The following is a 17,705-nucleotide window of genomic DNA, read 5'->3' as shown; positions in this document are numbered from 1 at the left end:
AACCGTCAGGAGAGCCACGCGTCGGGCGCCGGGCCGCCGTGACCGATGGGCGGGAAGAGCTCGTCGAGCCGCGCCACGAAGGGCTCCGGCAGTGGGGAGCGCAGCGCGGCGAGGGCACTCGTGACGTGCCGCTCCGTCCGCGGACCGATCACCGCGGCCGTCACCCCGGGGCGTGACAGCGTCCACGCCAGTCCCGCCTCCGCGGGATCGATGCCGTGCTCGGCGCAGAGCTTCTCGTAGGCGTCGATGGTGTCGGCGTGCTGGTCGAGGGCGGCCGCGGCCCGACCCTGGGCCGACTTCACGGCGTCGTTCTCCCGCAGCTTGCGCAGGACACCGCTGAGCAGACCGCCGTGAAGCGGGGACCACACCAGCACGCCCAGGCCGTACGCCCGCGCCGCGGGGATGACCTCCAACTCGGCGTGCCGGGTGACGAGGTTGTAGACGCACTGCTCGGACACCAGACCGAGGCTGTTCCGGCGCCCGGCCGCCTCCTGGGCGGACGCGATGTCCCAGCCGGCGAAGTTGGACGAGCCGACGTAGCGCACCTTGCCCTGGGCGACGAGGAGATCCATCGCCTGCCACACCTCCTCCCAGCCCACGGACCGGTCGATGTGGTGGATCTGGTAGAGGTCGATCCAGTCCGTGCCGAGCCGCCTCAGCGACGCCTCGCAGGCGGCGACGATGTTGCGCGCGGACAGTCCCCGGTCGTTGAGGCCGTCCCCCATCGGGTCGCCGACCTTCGTGGCGACGACCACCTCGTCACGCCGGGAAGGGCTCTTGGCCAGCCATCTGCCGATGACCTCCTCGGTGTGGCCCTTGTACACGCGCCAGCCGTAGGTGTTGGCCGTGTCGACGAAGTTGATGCCCTCGGCGAGGGCGTGGTCCATCAGACGGTGCGCCTCGGGCTCCTCCACCCGGCCACCGAAGTTCACGGTGCCGAGAGCCAGCCTGCTGACGCGCAGACCGGTCCGGCCCAGCTGAGTGTGCAACACGTAGACATCCTCGTGGCAGTGGGTGGAAGGGGAACGCCGCACCGCGCGGCATCAGGCCGCCGTGGGCCGTCGGCGGGGGAGTCGGGTCAACGGCTCTCGTGGCCGGAGTGACCGCCGGCCGCGGGGGTGCCGGGTTGCGGGGAAAGGATGGGCCACAGACCGGCGCGTGCGTGGTAGACGTTGACGATCACCAGCATCAGCAGCGTGAAGACGCCGTACTGGGCGCCGTTGAGCGCGGGCACCACATGCACCGGCAGCGTGTACGCCATCAGCGTCCGGACCCCGGAGTCCACCAGCAGTCCGATGCCCCAGATCACCGTGGTGACCCGCCAGATCCGCCGGAACTCGGGCACCTCGTCCCACAGTTCGTCCCAGTCCCGGCCCCCGGCGGCCCGCCGCTCCAGCAGTTTGCGGGAGAAACCGAACGCGAGCGGGCGCCTGCCGCGCAGGGACACCAGGAAACCGAGCCCGGCCACCGCCGTCAGCCATCCGTCCCGCACCAGCAGCAGCCGCGCGCTCCCCCCGAGCAGCGACACGACGATGCTGAGCACCAGCATCGTCGTCACGAACACGCCGAGCACATCCACGCGGCGGGTCCTCGCGAAGCGCACCAGCGTCGCCACCCCGGGCACCACGGCCCCGGCGGTCAGCGCCAGCACATCGCTCACCCCGGCCGCCGTCAGCCCGTAGTACAGGCCGATCGGGACGCCGAGGTCCACCAGCACCGTCAGCAGCAGGGGAGGACCGGACCCGGCGCGGGACGAGCCGTGGGCGGCGTCCTCGCCGCCGGCCCGCCCGGGGGCGGCGCTGTTCGGGGGCTGTTCCGGAAGGGTGCTTCCGCCGCTGGTCATAAGTTCTCCGTCCGATGGGGGCGGTACGGAACGGGTACCCGGCCCGCCCTCATGCCGAGGCCGTCCGGCACACGCACAGCGTACGGGCGGCCCCCGTCAGGAGCCCGCCGACGACGATCGCATCGCGCCAACCCTTTGGAATTCCCTAGAACTCGGCGGCACTTCACGGCCCGCCGCCGCCCCGGTGCTAGCGTCGGGCGCCAGGTCCCACCCGGGCATATGTCCCTTTTAGCCGCGACCGCGGGAATCCGATCCGCGCACCGTCGCCCCGGCGCACCGAGCCCTGTCAGCCTCCGCAGACCAGGAGACATCCGTGACCGACGTTCAAACGACTCCCGAGTCGGCTGCGCCGACCGAGTCCATACCCACCCCGGACTCGCTGGGGCTGAAGGAAATGCGCGAGGTCATCCGCAACATCCCGGGCTACATGTCCCGCCTGCGCGACAAGCACGGCCCGGTCGTCCGCATTCCGATGGGAAAGGACGAGGTCTTCCTGCTCAGTGACTTCGACGTCGTCCAGGACGTCATCGTCGCCTCCAGCCGCCGCTTCGACAAGGACACCAAGAAGACCGGCCCCGGTCCCGACGACTGGGGCGCCAACCTGGAGACCATCCTGGGCCGCAACGTCCTGGGCAAGGGCCTGGTGACCAGCGTCGGCACCTACCACCGCAGGCAGCGACGGCTCATCCAGCCGGTCTTCCACCGCAAGCGCATCGCCGGATACGGCGCCGCCTTCGCCGCCATCGCGGACGAGGCCTCCGCCGGGTTCACCGACGGAGCGAAGTTCAACTTCCACGAGTCCATGTACGAACTCGCTCTCGGCATGGTCACCCGCACCCTCTTCGACGTCTCCCTCGAAAGCGAGGCCGCCGAGAGCATCCGCACCGCCTTCCCCCGCGAAGGCGGCCCGCTGCGCTGGGAGTTGAGCCCCTTCGGCAAGATCCTTCTGAGGCTCCCGCTGCCCGCGAACCGCCAGCTCAAGCGCGGTCTGCGGAACATCGACGACATCGTCTACGGCATGATCGAGGAACGCCGCCGGGGTCCCGGCGACGGCGCGGACCTGCTGTCCGTCCTGCTGACCGTCACCGACGCCGACACCGGCGAGCACCTCACCGACCTGGAGCTGCGGGACGAGGCCGTCACCCTGCTGATGGCCGGTCACGAGACCTCCTCGGGAGCCCTGACCTGGGCGTACCACCTGCTCGGCACCAACCCCGAGACCCGCGAGCGGCTGCACGCCGAGATCGACGAGGTCCTCGGCGACCGCCTGCCCACCGTCGAGGACCTGCCGGACCTGACGTACACCGACGCCGTGTACTCCGAGGCGCTGCGCCTGTACCCGCCGGCCTGGAACCTGGTCCGCCGTTCCCTGGAGGACTACACGGCCAACGGGTTCCACATCCCCCGCGACAGCGTGGTCATCTGCAGCCCGTACGTCCTGCACCGCGATCCCACCTGGTGGCCCGAGCCGGAGCGGTTCGCCCCCCAGCGCTTCCTGGCGGAGTCCGACCCGGACGACCCGCTGGCCGGCCACGCCAAGGCCGCGGGCCGCCCCCGGCTGGCGTACCTCCCCTTCGGCGCCGGACCCCGGCAGTGCATCGGCAACGTCTTCGCTCAGATGGAAGGCGTCATGGCCCTGGCGACCCTCAGCCGCCACTGGGAGTTCGAGCCCGTCGACAAGGGGCCCGTCAGGGTCGCCAGCGACATCACCCTCCAGCCTCGCGGCGGCCTCGAGATGATCGCCCGCCGCCGCCGCTGACCCCCGCTGACCAGGGCCGAAGAAGAAGTAGAAGTCTCCCTAGATCACGAGCTGCCCACGGGACTCATCCTCCGGCAGCCGCCAGTATGACGAACACCGGAACCATCGATCGCATAGCAACCATCGATCGTCTCGCAGGTCGCGCGGGAGTCGGATCCGGCCGGAATCCGCGGCCGGAAGTTGAGCCGGATCCGTAGGGCGGAGGCAGTGGCCGTGTTGCCAGAAGACGCACAGGCACGGGAAAGCGCGTCGGAATCCCTTCAGGGACCCGAGAACGCTCGGGAGAGGGACGCAGTCCGGGGGGCTGAACGCCTTCCGGAGGAAACGGCCCGTATCTCGTCGGAGGCCGGGAACATGAGGGCATTCGAGAACGCCATAGCGGTCGTGGGAATGTCCTGCCGCTTTCCCCAGGCACCCGACCCCGCCGCTTTCTGGCACCTCCTGACCGAGGGCGAAAGCGCCGTCACGGAAACCCCCGAGAACCGCCGGGACGCGCTCGCCGCACCCGACCCGGCCGCCCCCGGGACCGCCCGCCGTGGCGCCTACCTCGACCACGTCGACCGCTTCGACCCCGGCTTCTTCGCCATCTCGCCGCGCGAGGCCACGGCGATGGACCCCCAGCAGCGCCTGGTCCTGGAACTCGGCTGGGAGGCCCTGGAAGAGGCAGCCCTCGTCCCCGCGCGGCTGCGCGGCAGCCGCACCGGCGTCTTCGTCGGCGCCATCTGGGACGACTACGCCTCCCTCGCCCGCCGCCTCGGCCCGCAGACCGTCGGCCGGTACACCCTCAGCGGCCTCAACCGAGGCATCATCGCCAACCGTCTCTCCTACGTCCTCGGCCTGCGCGGCCCCAGCCTCACCGTGGACGCCGGCCAGTCCTCCTCCCTGGTCGCCGTCCACCTGGCCTGCGAGAGCCTGCGGCGCGGCGAGTCCGAACTCGCCCTGGCCGGCGGGGTCAACCTCACCCTCGCCCCCGACAGCGCCCTCGCCTCCGCCGGCTTCGGCGCACTCTCCCCGGACGGCCACTGCTACACCTTCGACGCCCGCGCCAACGGCTACGTCCGCGGTGAGGGCGGCGCCCTGGTCCTCCTCAAGCCCCTCGCCCGCGCCCTCGCCGACGGCGACCGCGTCCACTGCGTCATCCGCGGCAGCGCCACCAACAACGACGGCGGCGGCGACGGCCTGACCGCACCCCTGCGCGAGGCCCAGGAGGAGGTGCTGCGCCTCGCCTACCGCCAGGCCGCCGTGCACCCCGCCGACGTCCAGTACGTCGAGCTGCACGGCACCGGCACCCGGCTCGGCGACCCCATCGAGGCCGCCGCGCTCGGCGAGGTCGTCGGCGGCGCCCGGACCGACGGGACCCCCCTGCTCGTCGGCTCCGTCAAGACCAACATCGGCCACCTCGAGGGCGCGGCCGGCGTCGCCGGGCTCATCAAGACCGTCCTCTCCCTCAGCCACGGGCGGATCCCGGCCAGCCTCAACTACGAGAAGCCGAACCCCGCCATCCCGCTCGACACCCTCAACCTGCGGGTCGCCGCCGAGCCCCAGCCCTGGCCCGACCGGGACGGCCCACGACGGGCGGGCGTCAGCTCCTTCGGGATGGGCGGCACCAACTGCCACGTCGTCCTGGAGGAATGGCCGACCCCCGCACCCGCCGGTACACCGGCGGCACCCACCGAGCCGGAAGCGGCCACCCCGGACGCCGCCCGTGTCCCGCTGCCCTGGATCATCTCCGCCCGGACCCGCAAGGCCCTGCGCGGCCAGGCCCGCCGACTGCTCACCCACCTGGACGACGATCCCACCGCGGACCCGGCCGACGTCGCCCACGCCCTGGCCGAGACCAGGACCCGCTTCGAACACCGCGCCGTCGTCCTCGGCACGCACCACGAGGAACTGCTGCGCGGTCTGACCGCCCTCGCGGACGGCACCCCGTCGAACGAGGTCGTCACCGGCCGGGTGGCCGACACCGGCGCTGCGACCGAACAGCCCGGCACCGCCGTCCTCTTCGCCGGACAGGGCTCGCAACGCCTGGGCATGGGCCGCGAGTTGTACGACACCTACCCCGTCTTCGCCGAGACCTTCGACGCCGTGGACAGGGAACTGCCCTTCAGCCTGCGGGAAGTGGTGTTCGGTGAGGACGCCGACCTGCTGAACCGGACGGAGTACACCCAGCCCGCCCTCTTCGCCCTCGAAGTCGCCCTCTTCCGTCTCGCCGAGTCCTTCGGCGTACGCCCCGACGTCCTCTTCGGCCACTCCGTGGGCGAGATCGCCGCCGCCCACGTGGCCGGTGTCTGGTCGCTGGCCGACGCGTGCCGCGTGGTCGTCGCCCGCGGACGCCTGATGCAGGCCCTCCCCGCAGGCGGCGCGATGGTCGCCGTGGAAGCGGCCGAGGACGAGGTGCTGCCCCTGCTCAACGACCAGGTGGGCCTCGCCGCGGTCAACGGCCCGCGCGCGGTGGTGGTGTCGGGCACGGCCGAAGCCGTGGCGGAGGTGAGCGCCCACTTCCGGGCCCGCGACCGCAAGGTGACGCCCCTGCGCGTCAGTCACGCCTTCCACTCGCCCCTCATGGAGCCGATGCTCGACGCGTTCCGCGCCGTACTCGCCGACGTCTCCTACGGACAGCCCACCCTCCCCATCGTCTCCGACCTCACCGGCCGCCTCGCGACGGCCGCCGAACTCACCTCCCCCGACTACTGGACACAGCACGTCCGGCGGCCCGTCCGGTTCGCCGACGGCATCCGGACCCTGGAGGCACAGGGCGCCCGACGCTTCCTGGAACTCGGCCCGGACGGCACCCTGACGGCCCTGGCCGAGCAGAGCCTGGACGCCGAGGAGGCGCTCGCGGTCCCCGCCGTCCGCAAGGACCGCTCCGAGGCGGCGGCCTTCCTCACCGCCCTCGCGGCCCTGCACACCCGGGGCCTCCCCGTCGACTGGACCCCCCTCTTCGCCGCACGCCACGCCCGGCATACCGCACTGCCGACCTACGCCTTCCAGCGCCGCCGCTACTGGCTGCCGGACGCCGTCGCCCCCACGACGGTGACATCGGACGGCTCGGTGGCTTCCGCGGCGGCCCCGGGCGTCGAGCACGGGACCGCCACCGAGGCCGAGGACGACGTCGACGCGACCTCGCCCCTGCACGACCGCCTGGCCGGCCTGTCCCCTCGCGACCGGCACGGCGCCCTGCTCGAACTGGTCCAGGCCCACGCGGCCGGCATCCTCGACCACGACTCGGCGGACCAGATCGAACCCCGCCGCACCTTCAAGGACCTCGGCTTCGACTCCCTCACCTCCGTCGACCTGCGCAACCGCCTCAAGACCGCGACCGACCTCCCCCTGCCCGCCTCCCTCCTGTTCGACTTCCCGACCCCCGAAGCCGTGGCCGGCTACCTGGACGGGCAACTCTCCGGCGCCGTCGCCACCGAAGCCGCACCGCCGTCGCCGACGCGTGTGACCGACGATCCGGTCGTGATCGTCGGCATGGCGTGCCGGTTTCCGGGCGGGGTCGGCTCACCGGAGGACCTGTGGCGACTGGTCAACGAGGGCGGGGACGCGATCGGAGGCTTCCCGTCCGACCGTGGCTGGGACCTCGACGGCCTCTACGACGCGGAGCCCGGCACTCCGGGCCGCGTGTACGTCCGCGAGGGCGGTTTCCTTCACGACGCCTCCGAGTTCGACGCGGGGCTGTTCGGGATCTCGCCGCGTGAGGCGTTGGCGATGGATCCGCAGCAGCGGTTGCTGCTGGAGACGTCGTGGGAGGTGCTGGAGCGGGCGGGGATCGACCCGGCGACGCTTCGCGGCAGCCGTACCGGCGTCTTCGCCGGACTCGTGGAACAGGGCTATGGAGCGTGCCTGCGCGATGCCGCCGAAGAGTCGGACGGCTATGTACTCACCGGCACCACCCTGAGCGTGGCTTCGGGTCGTATCGCGTACACGTTCGGTTTCGAGGGTCCTGCGGTGACGGTCGATACGGCGTGTTCGTCGTCGCTGGTGGCCCTGCATCTGGCGGTGCAGGCGCTGCGCTCGGGTGAGTGCGATCTGGCGCTGGCCGGTGGTGTGACGGTGATGGCGGGTCCGGAGATGTTCGTGGAGTTCTCGCGGCAGCGGGGGCTTGCGGTGGACGGGCGGTGCAAGGCGTTCTCGGACGGCGCGGACGGCACGGCCTGGTCGGAGGGTGTGGGCCTGCTGCTGGTGGAGCGCCTGTCGGACGCCCGGCGCAACGGTCATCGTGTGCTGGCGGTGGTGGCGGGTTCGGCGGTCAACCAGGACGGCGCGTCCAACGGTCTGACCGCGCCGAACGGTCCTTCGCAGCAGCGGGTGATCCGGCAGGCGCTGGCGGGTGCCGGGCTGCGGCCCGCCGATGTGGACGCGGTGGAAGCACACGGCACCGGCACACCGCTCGGTGACCCGATCGAGGCGCAGGCACTGCTGGCGACGTACGGCCAGGACCGCGAACAACCGCTCCTGCTGGGTTCGTTGAAGTCGAACATCGGTCATGCGCAGGCGGCGGCCGGTGTGGGTGGTGTGATCAAGATGGTGATGGCGATGCGGCACGGTGTGCTGCCTCGCACCCTCCATGTGGACGAGCCCTCCTCGCACGTCGACTGGACAGCGGGTTCGGTGGAGCTGCTGCGGGAGGAGTGTGCGTGGCCCGAGACCGGCCGCGCGCGGCGAGCGGGTGTCTCGTCCTTCGGCATCAGCGGCACCAACGCCCACGTCATCGTCGAGCAGGCCCCCGCCGCGCCGACGGCGGTCGTCGAGCCGTCGTCCCGGCAGGCGGTCGCGCCGGTGGTGCCGGTGGTGGTGTCCGGCGCGGGCGAGTCGGCGGTGCGTGGTCAGGCGGAGCGGTTGTCGGCCTGGCTCGAGGGCCCGTCCGGTGACGGCGTCCGGGTGGCCGATGTCGCTCTCGCGTCGGCCACGAGCCGCACTGTGCTGGAACACCGCGCCGTGGTGCTGGCCGCCGAGCGGGACGACCTGCTGAGGGGTCTGCGCGCGCTGACGGAGGGGGCCGATGCCCCGGGGCTGATCCGGGGTGCGCAGACGCGGTCCGGGAAGACGGCACTGCTCTTCGCGGGACAGGGGTCCCAGCGTCTCGGGATGGGCCGGGAGTTGTACGAGACGTATCCGGTGTTCGCGGATGCCTTCGACGCGGTGGACGCGGAACTGCCCTTCGATCTGCGGGAGGTGGTCTTCGGCGAGGACGCCGACCTGCTGAACCGTACGGAGTTCACGCAGCCCGCCCTGTTCGCCCTCGAAGTGGCGCTGTTCCGGCTGCTGGAATCGTGGGGTGTGCGTCCGGACGTCCTCGCCGGGCACTCGATCGGCGAGATAGCGGCCGCTCACGTCGCCGGGGTGTGGTCGCTGGCGGACGCGTGCCGTCTGGTGGTGGCGCGGGGCCGGCTGATGCAGGCGCTGCCTGCCGGTGGTGCGATGGTGGCGCTCCAGGCCACCGAGGACGAGGTGCTGCCCCTCCTCGGCGACGAGGTCGGCATCGCGGCGGTCAACGGCCCCCGGGCCGTCGTGATCGCCGGTGGCGCGGTCGCGGTGGAGAAGGTCGCCGCGCACTTCCGGGACCAGGGACGCAGGACGACGGCCCTACGGGTCAGTCACGCCTTCCACTCGCCGCTGATGGACCCGATGCTCGACGACTTCCGGGCCGTGGCCGAGACCCTGACCTACCGCGAACCCCACCTGGCCCTCGTCTCCACGCTCACCGGAACCACCGCGGAGCCAGCGCAGCTCATGACCCCCGACTACTGGGTGCGTCACGTGCGCCAGGCGGTCCGCTTCGGCGACGCCGTGCGCACCCTCGCGGGCCAAGGTGTCTCGCGCTTCGTGGAACTCGGTCCGGACGGCACACTGACCGCGCTCGCACAGACCTCCCTGGACGGGGACGCCGACGGACCACCGCTGCTCGTTCCCTCGCTGCGCAAGGACCGACCCGAGGCCGAAGCGGTACTGGCCGCGGTCGCCGGCCTGTTCACCCGTGGCGGTGAGACGCAGTGGGCCGAGGTCTTCGCGGGGACCGGGGCCCACCCGGCGGAACTGCCCACGTACGCGTTCCAGCGCAAGAGCTACTGGCCCACCAAGGCCGGGGAAAGGTTCGACGGTGACCTCTCAGGACTCGGCCTCTCGGCGGCCGATCACCCCCTGCTCGGAGCGGCGCTGGCACCGGCCGACTCCGAAGGCGTGGTCTTCACCGGACTCCTGTCACTGCGGAGCCACCCGTGGCTGCGCGACCATGTGGTCTCAGGCACAGTTCTGTTCCCCGGCACCGGCTTCCTGGAAATGGTCCTTCGCGGGGCCGACCAGGTGGGGTGCGACCGGGTGGAGGAACTGACCATCGCCGTACCGCTGGCCCTCCCCGAGCACGGTGGTGTGCGGGTTCAGCTGCTGATCGACGGCCCGGACGCATCGGGCCGCCGTGGCGTCAGCGTCTTCTCCCGGCCGGGCGAGGCGTCGGAGGACGAGGCCTGGACCCTCAACGCCACCGGTGTGGTGAGCGGCGGGACCGCGGACGTGGGCCCGGACGGATCGTTCGGCGAAGCGTTCGCCGTGTGGCCGCCGCGGGACGCGGTGGCGGAACCGGTCGAGGACGCGTACGAGGGTCTCGCCGGGCGGGGGCTGTCGTACGGGCCGGTGTTCCGAGGCCTGCGCGCGATGTGGCGGCGCGGCGACGAGGTGTTCGCCGAGGTGGCGCTGCCCGAGGCGCATGAGGGGCTCGCGGACCGCTTCGGGATGCACCCCGCGCTGCTGGACTCCGTCCTGCACGCGGTCCTGCGGGGCACCTTCGGCGCCGAGCCCGCGCCGAGACTGCCGTTCTCCTGGAGCGGTGTGTCGCTGTGGGCCTCGGGCGCGCGTGCGCTGAGGGTACGGGTGACGCCGGCGGGACCGGACGCCGTGACGCTCGACCTCGCGGACCCGACCGGCGCCGCCGTGGCGTCCGTGGACTCGCTCGTGCTGCGCGAGGCGACCGGCGGGATCGCGTCGGCCGACGGCGGCCGGGACGGACTCTTCCAGCTCGACTGGGTGCGGATCCCGGCAGCCACGGGACCCGTCCCGGAGATCCACACCGGGCTCCCCGAAGAGACCGAGGCCGCGGCCGGTGACGTACTGGTGCGGATCGACCGCCCCGACGGCAGCCCATCGGCCGCCGCCCACGCCGTCACCCGTACCGCGCTCGACCTGGTGCGGGCCTGGGTGGCGGAGGAGCGGTTCGAGGGTGGTCGTCTGGTGGTCGTCACCGAGGGTGCGGTGGCGTGGGACGGCGCGGCGGTGGATCCGGTGCTGTCGGCGGTGTGGGGTCTGGTGCGGTCGGCGCGGGCGGAGAATCCGGGGCGGTTCGCGCTGGTCGACGTGGACGGCACGGACGAGTCGTGGGCCGTGGTGAGCGGCGCGCTGGCCTCCGGGGAGCCGGAAGCGGCCGTGCGTGGAGGCGTGGTCTTCGTTCCGCGTCTGGTGCGTGCGGTGTCGGACGCGGGGCTGGCGGTTCCGGCGGGGGAGTCTGCGTGGCGGCTGGACATCGCGGAGAAGGGGACGCTGGAGGGGCTGGCGTTGCGGGGGGTTTCCTCGGACGAACTGGCGGAGCAGCAGGTTCGTATCGCTGTGCGTGCGGCGGGTGTCAACTTCCGTGATGTGCTGAACGCGCTCGGCATGTACCCCGGGGACGCAAAGGACTTCGGTCTGGAGGGTGCGGGTGTGGTGACCGAGGTCGGCCCGGGTGTTTCGGGGCTGGCGGTCGGTGACCGGGTGATGGGCCTGTTCTCGGGTTCGTTCGGGCCGGTGGCGGTGGCGGATGCGCGGAAGGTGGCGCGTATTCCGGCGGGTTGGACGTTCGCTGAGGCGGCGTCGGCGCCGGTGGTGTTCCTGACGGCGTACTACGCGCTGACCGAGCTGGGGGGTGTGCGGTCGGGGGAGTCGGTGCTGGTGCATGCGGCGGCCGGTGGTGTGGGTATGGCGGCGGTGCAGCTGGCTCGGCACCTGGGCGCGGAGGTGTTCGGTACGGCGAGTGCCGGCAAGTGGGACACGTTGCGGGGTCTGGGCCTGGACGAGGCGCACATCGCCTCGTCCCGCGACACCGGGTTCGAGGCGGCGTTCCTCGCGGCGACCGGTGGCCGGGGTATGGACGTGGTATTGGACTCGCTGGCGGGTGAGTTCGTGGATGCGTCGCTGCGGCTGTTGCCGCGTGGTGGCCGGTTCCTGGAGATGGGCAAGACCGATGTCCGGGATCCGCAGGTCGTGGCTGCCGAGCATGCGGGTGTGGTTTATCAGGCGTTCGATCTGATGGATGTGGATCCGGAGCGGATCGGCCGGATGCTGGCCGAGTTGGTGGTGTTGTTCGAGGCGGGGGTGCTCAAGCCGCTGCCGGTCACCTGCTGGGATGTGCGGCGGGCTGCGGAGGCGTTCCGGTATCTGTCGCAGGCGCGGCATGTCGGCAAGGTGGTTCTGACCGTTGCGGCGCCGCTGGATCCGGACGGGACGGTGCTGGTGACGGGTGGTACCGGTGGTCTGGGCGCGCTGGTGGCCCGCCGTCTGGTGACCGAGCACGGGGTGCGGCATCTGCTGCTGGCCAGCCGGCGCGGCCTCGACGCGCCGGGCGCGACCGAACTCGTAGCGGAGCTGAGGGGCTTGGGTGCCGAGGTCGAGGTGGCAGCGGTCGATGTCGCCGAGCGTGACCAGGTGGCGGCTGTGCTGGCCGCGGTCCCCGACGGGCATCCGCTGACCGCCGTGGTGCACACCGCGGGCATCGTCGACGACGGTGTGGTGTCATCCCTCACCGGCGAACGGCTCGCCGGGGTGCTGCGGCCGAAGGTCGACGCGGTGGCGCACCTGGACGAGCTGACCCGAACCGCCGACCTGTCCGCGTTCGTCGTCTTCTCCTCGGTCATGGGAACCTTCGGCGGTGCGGGGCAGGCCAACTACGCGGCTGCCAACGCCTTCCTGGACGCCTTCGCGTCCTTCCGTCGGAGTGCGGGTCTGCCCGCGTTGTCCCTCGGCTGGGGCCCATGGGCTCCCGGGGCCGGTATGACCGCCGAGCTGACCGAGGCGGACCTGCGCCGCATGGCACGCGGTGGCATGGTGCCGCTTGGCCCGGATCAGGGCCTTGGCCTCCTGGACGTCGTGCTCAAGCAGGGCGCCGGGTTCGAGCGGGCTGCGGTCCTGCCGATCGACCTGGATCTCGCGGGGCTGCGTCGCCGGGCGGCGGAGGAGGTCCCCGCCCTGCTGCGCTCTCTGGTGCGGGTCCGCGCCCGTCGCAGGGCTGAGGCCGCTATCGGAAACGGAACGCAGCATCAGGATCTCAAGGCACGGCTCACGGCGGCTGCGCCGACAGACCGCGAGCGACTCGTGTCCGATCTGGTCCAGGGGGCCGCGGCCGCCGTGCTCGGCCACGCGTCCGCCGCCGACATCGAGGTGGACCACACCTTCAAGGAACTGGGCTTCGACTCGCTGACCTCGGTGGAGCTTCGCAACCGTGTGAACGCCGCCACCGGCATGAGACTGCCTGCCACCCTGATCTTCGACTACCCCACGCCCACCGCCCTGATCCGGCACATCGGGTCGGAGCTTCTGGGAGGCGAGGAGCAGGCGGTCATCGACGTCCTGCCCGCGCCGACGAGTGTGACCGACGATCCGGTCGTGATCGTCGGCATGGCGTGCCGGTTCCCGGGTGGAGTGGGTTCGCCCGAGGACCTGTGGCGGCTGGTGAGCGAGGGCGGGGATGCGATCGGCGGGTTCCCCACAGACCGTGGGTGGGACCTCGACGGACTTTACGATCCCGAGCCGGGCACAGTCGGTCGTACCTACGTCCGTGAGGGCGGTTTCCTCTACGACGCCGCCCTGTTCGATTCCACGCTCTTCGGCATCTCGCCGCGTGAGGCGTTGGCGATGGATCCGCAGCAGCGGTTGCTGCTGGAGACGTCGTGGGAGGTGCTGGAGCGGGCGGGGATCGACCCGGCGACCCTGCGCGGCAGCCGCACCGGTGTCTTCGCCGGCGCCATGGCCCAGGACTACGGCTCGTCGCTGCGCGGCACTTCCGAAGGCGCCGACGGCTATCTCCTGACGGGAAACACCGGCAGTGTGGCTTCGGGCCGCATCGCGTACACCTTCGGTTTCGAGGGTCCTGCGGTGACGGTCGATACGGCGTGTTCGTCGTCGCTGGTGGCCCTGCACCTGGCGGCGCAGGCGCTGCGCTCCGGGGAGTGTGATCTGGCGCTGGCCGGCGGTGTGACGGTGATGTCCACGCCGGACACCTTCGTGGAGTTCTCGCGGCAGCGGGGGCTTGCGGTGGACGGGCGGTGCAAGGCGTTCTCGGACGGCGCGGACGGCACGGCCTGGTCGGAGGGTGTGGGCCTGCTGCTGGTGGAGCGGTTGTCGGACGCGCGGCGCAACGGGCATCGTGTGCTGGCGGTGGTGGCGGGTTCGGCGGTCAACCAGGACGGCGCGTCCAATGGTCTGACGGCGCCGAACGGTCCTTCGCAGCAGCGGGTGATCCGGCAGGCGCTGGCGGGTGCCGGTCTGCGGCCCGCCGATGTGGACGCGGTGGAGGCGCACGGTACGGGGACGCCGCTGGGTGACCCGATCGAGGCGCAGGCGCTGCTGGCGACGTACGGCCAGGACCGCGAACGACCGCTGCTGCTGGGCTCGTTGAAGTCGAACATCGGTCATGCGCAGGCGGCGGCCGGTGTCGGTGGTGTGATCAAGATGGTGATGGCGATGCGGCACGGTGTGCTGCCCCGCACCCTCCACGTGGACGAGCCGTCCTCGCACGTCGACTGGACGGTTGGCGAGGTCGAGTTGCTCGCCGACGAGCGTGAGTGGCCCGAGACCGGCCGCGCACGGCGAGCGGGTGTCTCGTCCTTCGGTATCAGCGGCACCAACGCCCACGTCATCCTCGAACAGGCCCCCCACACGGAGACGATCCCCGGCACGGACGAGGGGCAGACACGCCCGGGAGTCCTGCCGTGGGTGCTGTCCGCGGCCGGCACCGGACTGCCCGCCCAGGCCGAGAGCCTGGCGGCCTTCGTCGAAGCACAACCCGACCTCTCCCTCGCCGATGCTGCCTTCGCGCTGGCCACCACCCGCACCGTCCTGGAGCACCGAGCGGTCGTTCTGGCCGCCGACCGGGACGAACTGCTCAACGCTCTGAGCTCATTGGCAGAGGGTCGTACCGAGCCCCACGTCATCCGGAACTCCGCGCAGACCGGCGGCCGTACGGCCTTCCTGTTCGCGGGCCAGGGCTCGCAACGCCTGGGTATGGGCCGGGAGTTGTACGCCACGTATCCCGTCTTCGCCGAGGCCTTCGACGCGGTGGACGCGGAACTCCCCTTCGATCTGCGGGAGGTGGTGTTCGGTGAGGACGCCGAGCGTCTGAACCGTACGGAGTTCACGCAGCCCGCTCTGTTCGCGCTGGAAGTGGCGCTGTTCCGGCTGCTGGAGTCGTGGGGTGTGCGTCCGGACGTCCTCGTCGGGCATTCGATCGGTGAGATCGCGGCGGCGCATGTGGCGGGTGTGTGGTCGCTGGCGGACGCGTGCCGTCTGGTGGTGGCGCGGGGCCGGCTGATGCAGGCCCTTCCCGCCGGGGGTGCGATGGTGGCGCTCCAGGCCACCGAGGACGAGGTGCTGCCCCTCCTCGGTGACGAGGTGGGCATCGCCGCGGTCAACGGCCCCCAGGCCGTGGTGATTTCGGGTGCGGAGTCCGCGGTCGGGGAGATCGCGGAGGGCTTCCGTGCTCAGGGTCGCAAGGTCACGGCGTTGCGGGTGAGCCACGCCTTCCACTCGCCGCTCATGGAGCCGATGCTGGAGGACTTCCGGGTGGTGGCCGAGGGGCTGTCGTATGGGCTGCCGCGGATACCGGTCGTGTCGACGGTCACGGGTGAGGCGGCGACGGTCGAGGAGCTGACGTCGTCGGATTACTGGGTGGAGCATGTGCGTCGGCCGGTGCGGTTCTCGGCTGCGGTGGGGTGTCTGGACGGGCAGGGTGTCTCCCGGTTCGTGGAGCTGGGTGCGGACGGCACGTTGACCGCGCTGGCCCAGGCCGGTCTCGAGGGTGACGCGGAGGGTCGTCTGCTGACCCCGGCCCTGCGCAAGGACCGCTCCGAGGCCCACTCGATCCTCACGGCAGCAGCGGAGCTGTTCGCACGAGGCGCCACGCTCGACTGGGCCTCCGTCTTCGCCCGCACGACTGCTTCTCCGACCCGCGTCGACCTGCCGACCTACGCCTTCCAGCGACGCCGCTTCTGGCCCGGTGCCTCCGCGCTCTTCACCAGGGATCTGGGTGCGGTGGGGTTGGGTGCGGCGGGGCATCCGTTGGTGGGTGCGGCGGTGGAGTTGGCCGGTGGGGATGGTGTGTTGTTGACGGGTCGGTTGTCGGTGGGTGCGCAGGAGTGGTTGCGTGATCATGTGGTGGGGGGTGTGGTGGTGTTTCCGGGGACGGGGTTCCTGGAGTTGGCGTTGCGGGCTGGTGAGCAGGTGGGTTGTGGCGGGGTGGAGGATCTGTCCATCGCGGCGCCGTTGGTGGTGCCGGAGCGTGGTGGGGTGCGGGTTCAGGTGCGGGTGGGTGCGGCGGACGATGCCGGCCGGCGCGCGCTGGAGATCCACTCCCGTCCGGAGGATCTGCCCGACGACCTTCCCTGGACCCTGCATGCGACGGGGACACTGACCGCTCTTCCGGTTTCTCCGCCTGTCGACCGTTTCGATTTCGGTGTGTGGCCGCCGCGGGATGCGGTGGTGGTGCCGGTCGAGGGGGTGTATGAGCGTTTCGCGGGGCTGGGTCTGTCGTACGGGCCTGTGTTCCGGGGGTTGCGTGGGGTGTGGCGGCGTGGGGACGAGGTGTTCGCCGAGGTGGGGTTGCCGGAGGAGCAGGAGGGGGTTGCGGAGCGGTTCGGGGCGCATCCGGCGTTGGTGGATGCGGCGTTGCATGCGGTCATGTTCACGTCGGTGTTGGGTGATGGGCGGGCGCGGTTGCCGTTCTCGTGGTCGGGTGTGTCGTGGTGGGCTGCGGGTGCGCGTGGGTTGCGTGTGCGGATGGTGGTGGTGGGGTCGGATGCGGTGGCGTTGGAGTTGGCGGATCCGGCGGGTGGGTTGGTGGCGTCGGTGGAGTCGCTGGTGTTGCGGGAGGCTTCGGGTGACTTGGTGGCGGTGGACAACGGTCACGTCGACCACCTCTTCCAGACCGACTGGGCTCCTGTCCTGCTGGAGACGTCCGTCGAAGGCCCGACGCACATCGCCGACCTCCCGACCGGACTTCCCGACGCGGCTGTTCAGCCCGGGACGGATGTCCTGGTGCGGGTGCAGCTGCCGACCGGTCGTACGGCCGACGCCACGCAGGAGGTCACGGCTGCCGTACTCGCCCACGTCCAGGCCTGGCTGGGGGAGGAGCGGTTCGACGGCGCCCGTCTGGTGTTCGTGACCGAACGGGCCGTAGCCGTCGACGAATCGTGCCCCGAGCCGGCCCTGGCGGCGGTGTGGGGCCTGGTCCGCGCCGCACGTGCCGAGGCACCGGACCGGTTCGCGCTGCTCGACGTGGACGGCACGGACGAGTCGTGGGCCGTGGTGTCGGCGGCGCTCGCCGCGGGCGAGCCGGAGCTGGCGCTGCGCGTCGGCAAGGCCTACGCGCCCCGACTGGTCCGCGCAGCGACCCGCCCGGCTCTGACCGTGCCCGAGGGCCGGCCGGAATGGCGGCTGGACATCGTGGAGAAGGGGACGCTGGAGGGCCTGGCCTTGCGGGGGGTTTCCTCGGACGAACTGGCGGAGCAGCAGGTTCGTATCGCTGTGCGTGCGGCGGGTGTCAACTTCCGTGATGTGCTGAACACGCTGGGCATGTATCCCGGGGACGCGAAGGACTTCGGTCTGGAGGGTGCGGGTGTGGTGACCGAGGTCGGCCCGGGTGTTTCGGGGCTGGCGGTCGGTGACCGGGTGATGGGCCTGTTCTCGGGTTCGTTCGGGCCGGTGGCGGTGGCGGATGCGCGGAAGGTGGCGCGTATTCCGGCGGGTTGGACGTTCGCTGAGGCGGCGTCGGCGCCGGTGGTGTTCCTGACGGCGTACTACGCGCTGACCGAGCTGGGGGTGTGCGGTCGGGGGAGTCGGTGCTGGTGCATGCGGCGGCCGGTG

At 71.7% G+C, this 17,705-nt stretch carries 3 protein-coding genes and 3 pseudogenes; 4 read left to right on the top strand and 2 right to left on the bottom strand.

Annotated elements, in window-relative coordinates:
• Window positions 1–5: 5 nt before the first annotated feature.
• Window positions 6–992 (bottom strand): aldo/keto reductase, encoded by a 987-nt coding sequence (locus tag OG852_RS03340; RefSeq protein WP_133917557.1) that lies wholly within the window; start codon window positions 990–992, stop codon window positions 6–8.
• A gap of 86 nt (window positions 993–1,078) precedes the next feature.
• A complete protein-coding gene (locus tag OG852_RS03335) occupies window positions 1,079–1,843 on the bottom strand; it encodes a VC0807 family protein (RefSeq protein WP_133917558.1) in 765 nt (254 codons plus the stop codon).
• 313 nt (window positions 1,844–2,156) lie between these two features.
• Between OG852_RS03335 and OG852_RS03330 the strand changes: the two genes are divergently transcribed.
• From OG852_RS03330 to OG852_RS50875, 4 genes and pseudogenes are all read left to right on the top strand, one after another.
• Window positions 2,157–3,602 carry a cytochrome P450 gene (locus tag OG852_RS03330; RefSeq protein ID WP_133917559.1) on the top strand — a complete coding sequence of 482 codons (1,446 nt, stop codon included), beginning with the start codon at window positions 2,157–2,159 and terminating at the stop codon, window positions 3,600–3,602.
• Window positions 3,603–3,956: 354 nt separating this feature from the next.
• Window positions 3,957–6,929: pseudogene (locus tag OG852_RS50885) on the top strand (beta-ketoacyl synthase N-terminal-like domain-containing protein); the annotation flags it as partial.
• Window positions 6,930–7,076: 147 nt separating this feature from the next.
• Window positions 7,077–13,091: pseudogene (locus tag OG852_RS50880) on the top strand (type I polyketide synthase); the annotation flags it as partial.
• Window positions 13,089–17,522, top strand: a pseudogene (locus tag OG852_RS50875) (beta-ketoacyl synthase N-terminal-like domain-containing protein); the annotation flags it as partial. The pseudogenes OG852_RS50880 and OG852_RS50875, both read left to right, overlap by 3 nt.
• Window positions 17,523–17,705 lie beyond the last annotated feature (183 nt).

The sequence above is a fragment of the Streptomyces sp. NBC_00582 genome (assembly GCF_036345155.1).
Lineage (GTDB): Bacteria > Actinomycetota > Actinomycetes > Streptomycetales > Streptomycetaceae > Streptomyces.
The sequence above is the reverse complement of the archived record's forward strand: the minus strand, read 5'-3'. Positions and strand labels throughout refer to the sequence as shown.

Coding starts and splice junctions, on each gene's coding strand:
- OG852_RS03335 (WP_133917558.1), bottom strand. CDS start 1,843: ATGACCAGCGGCGGAAGCACCCTTCCGGAACAGCCCCCGAACAGCGCC.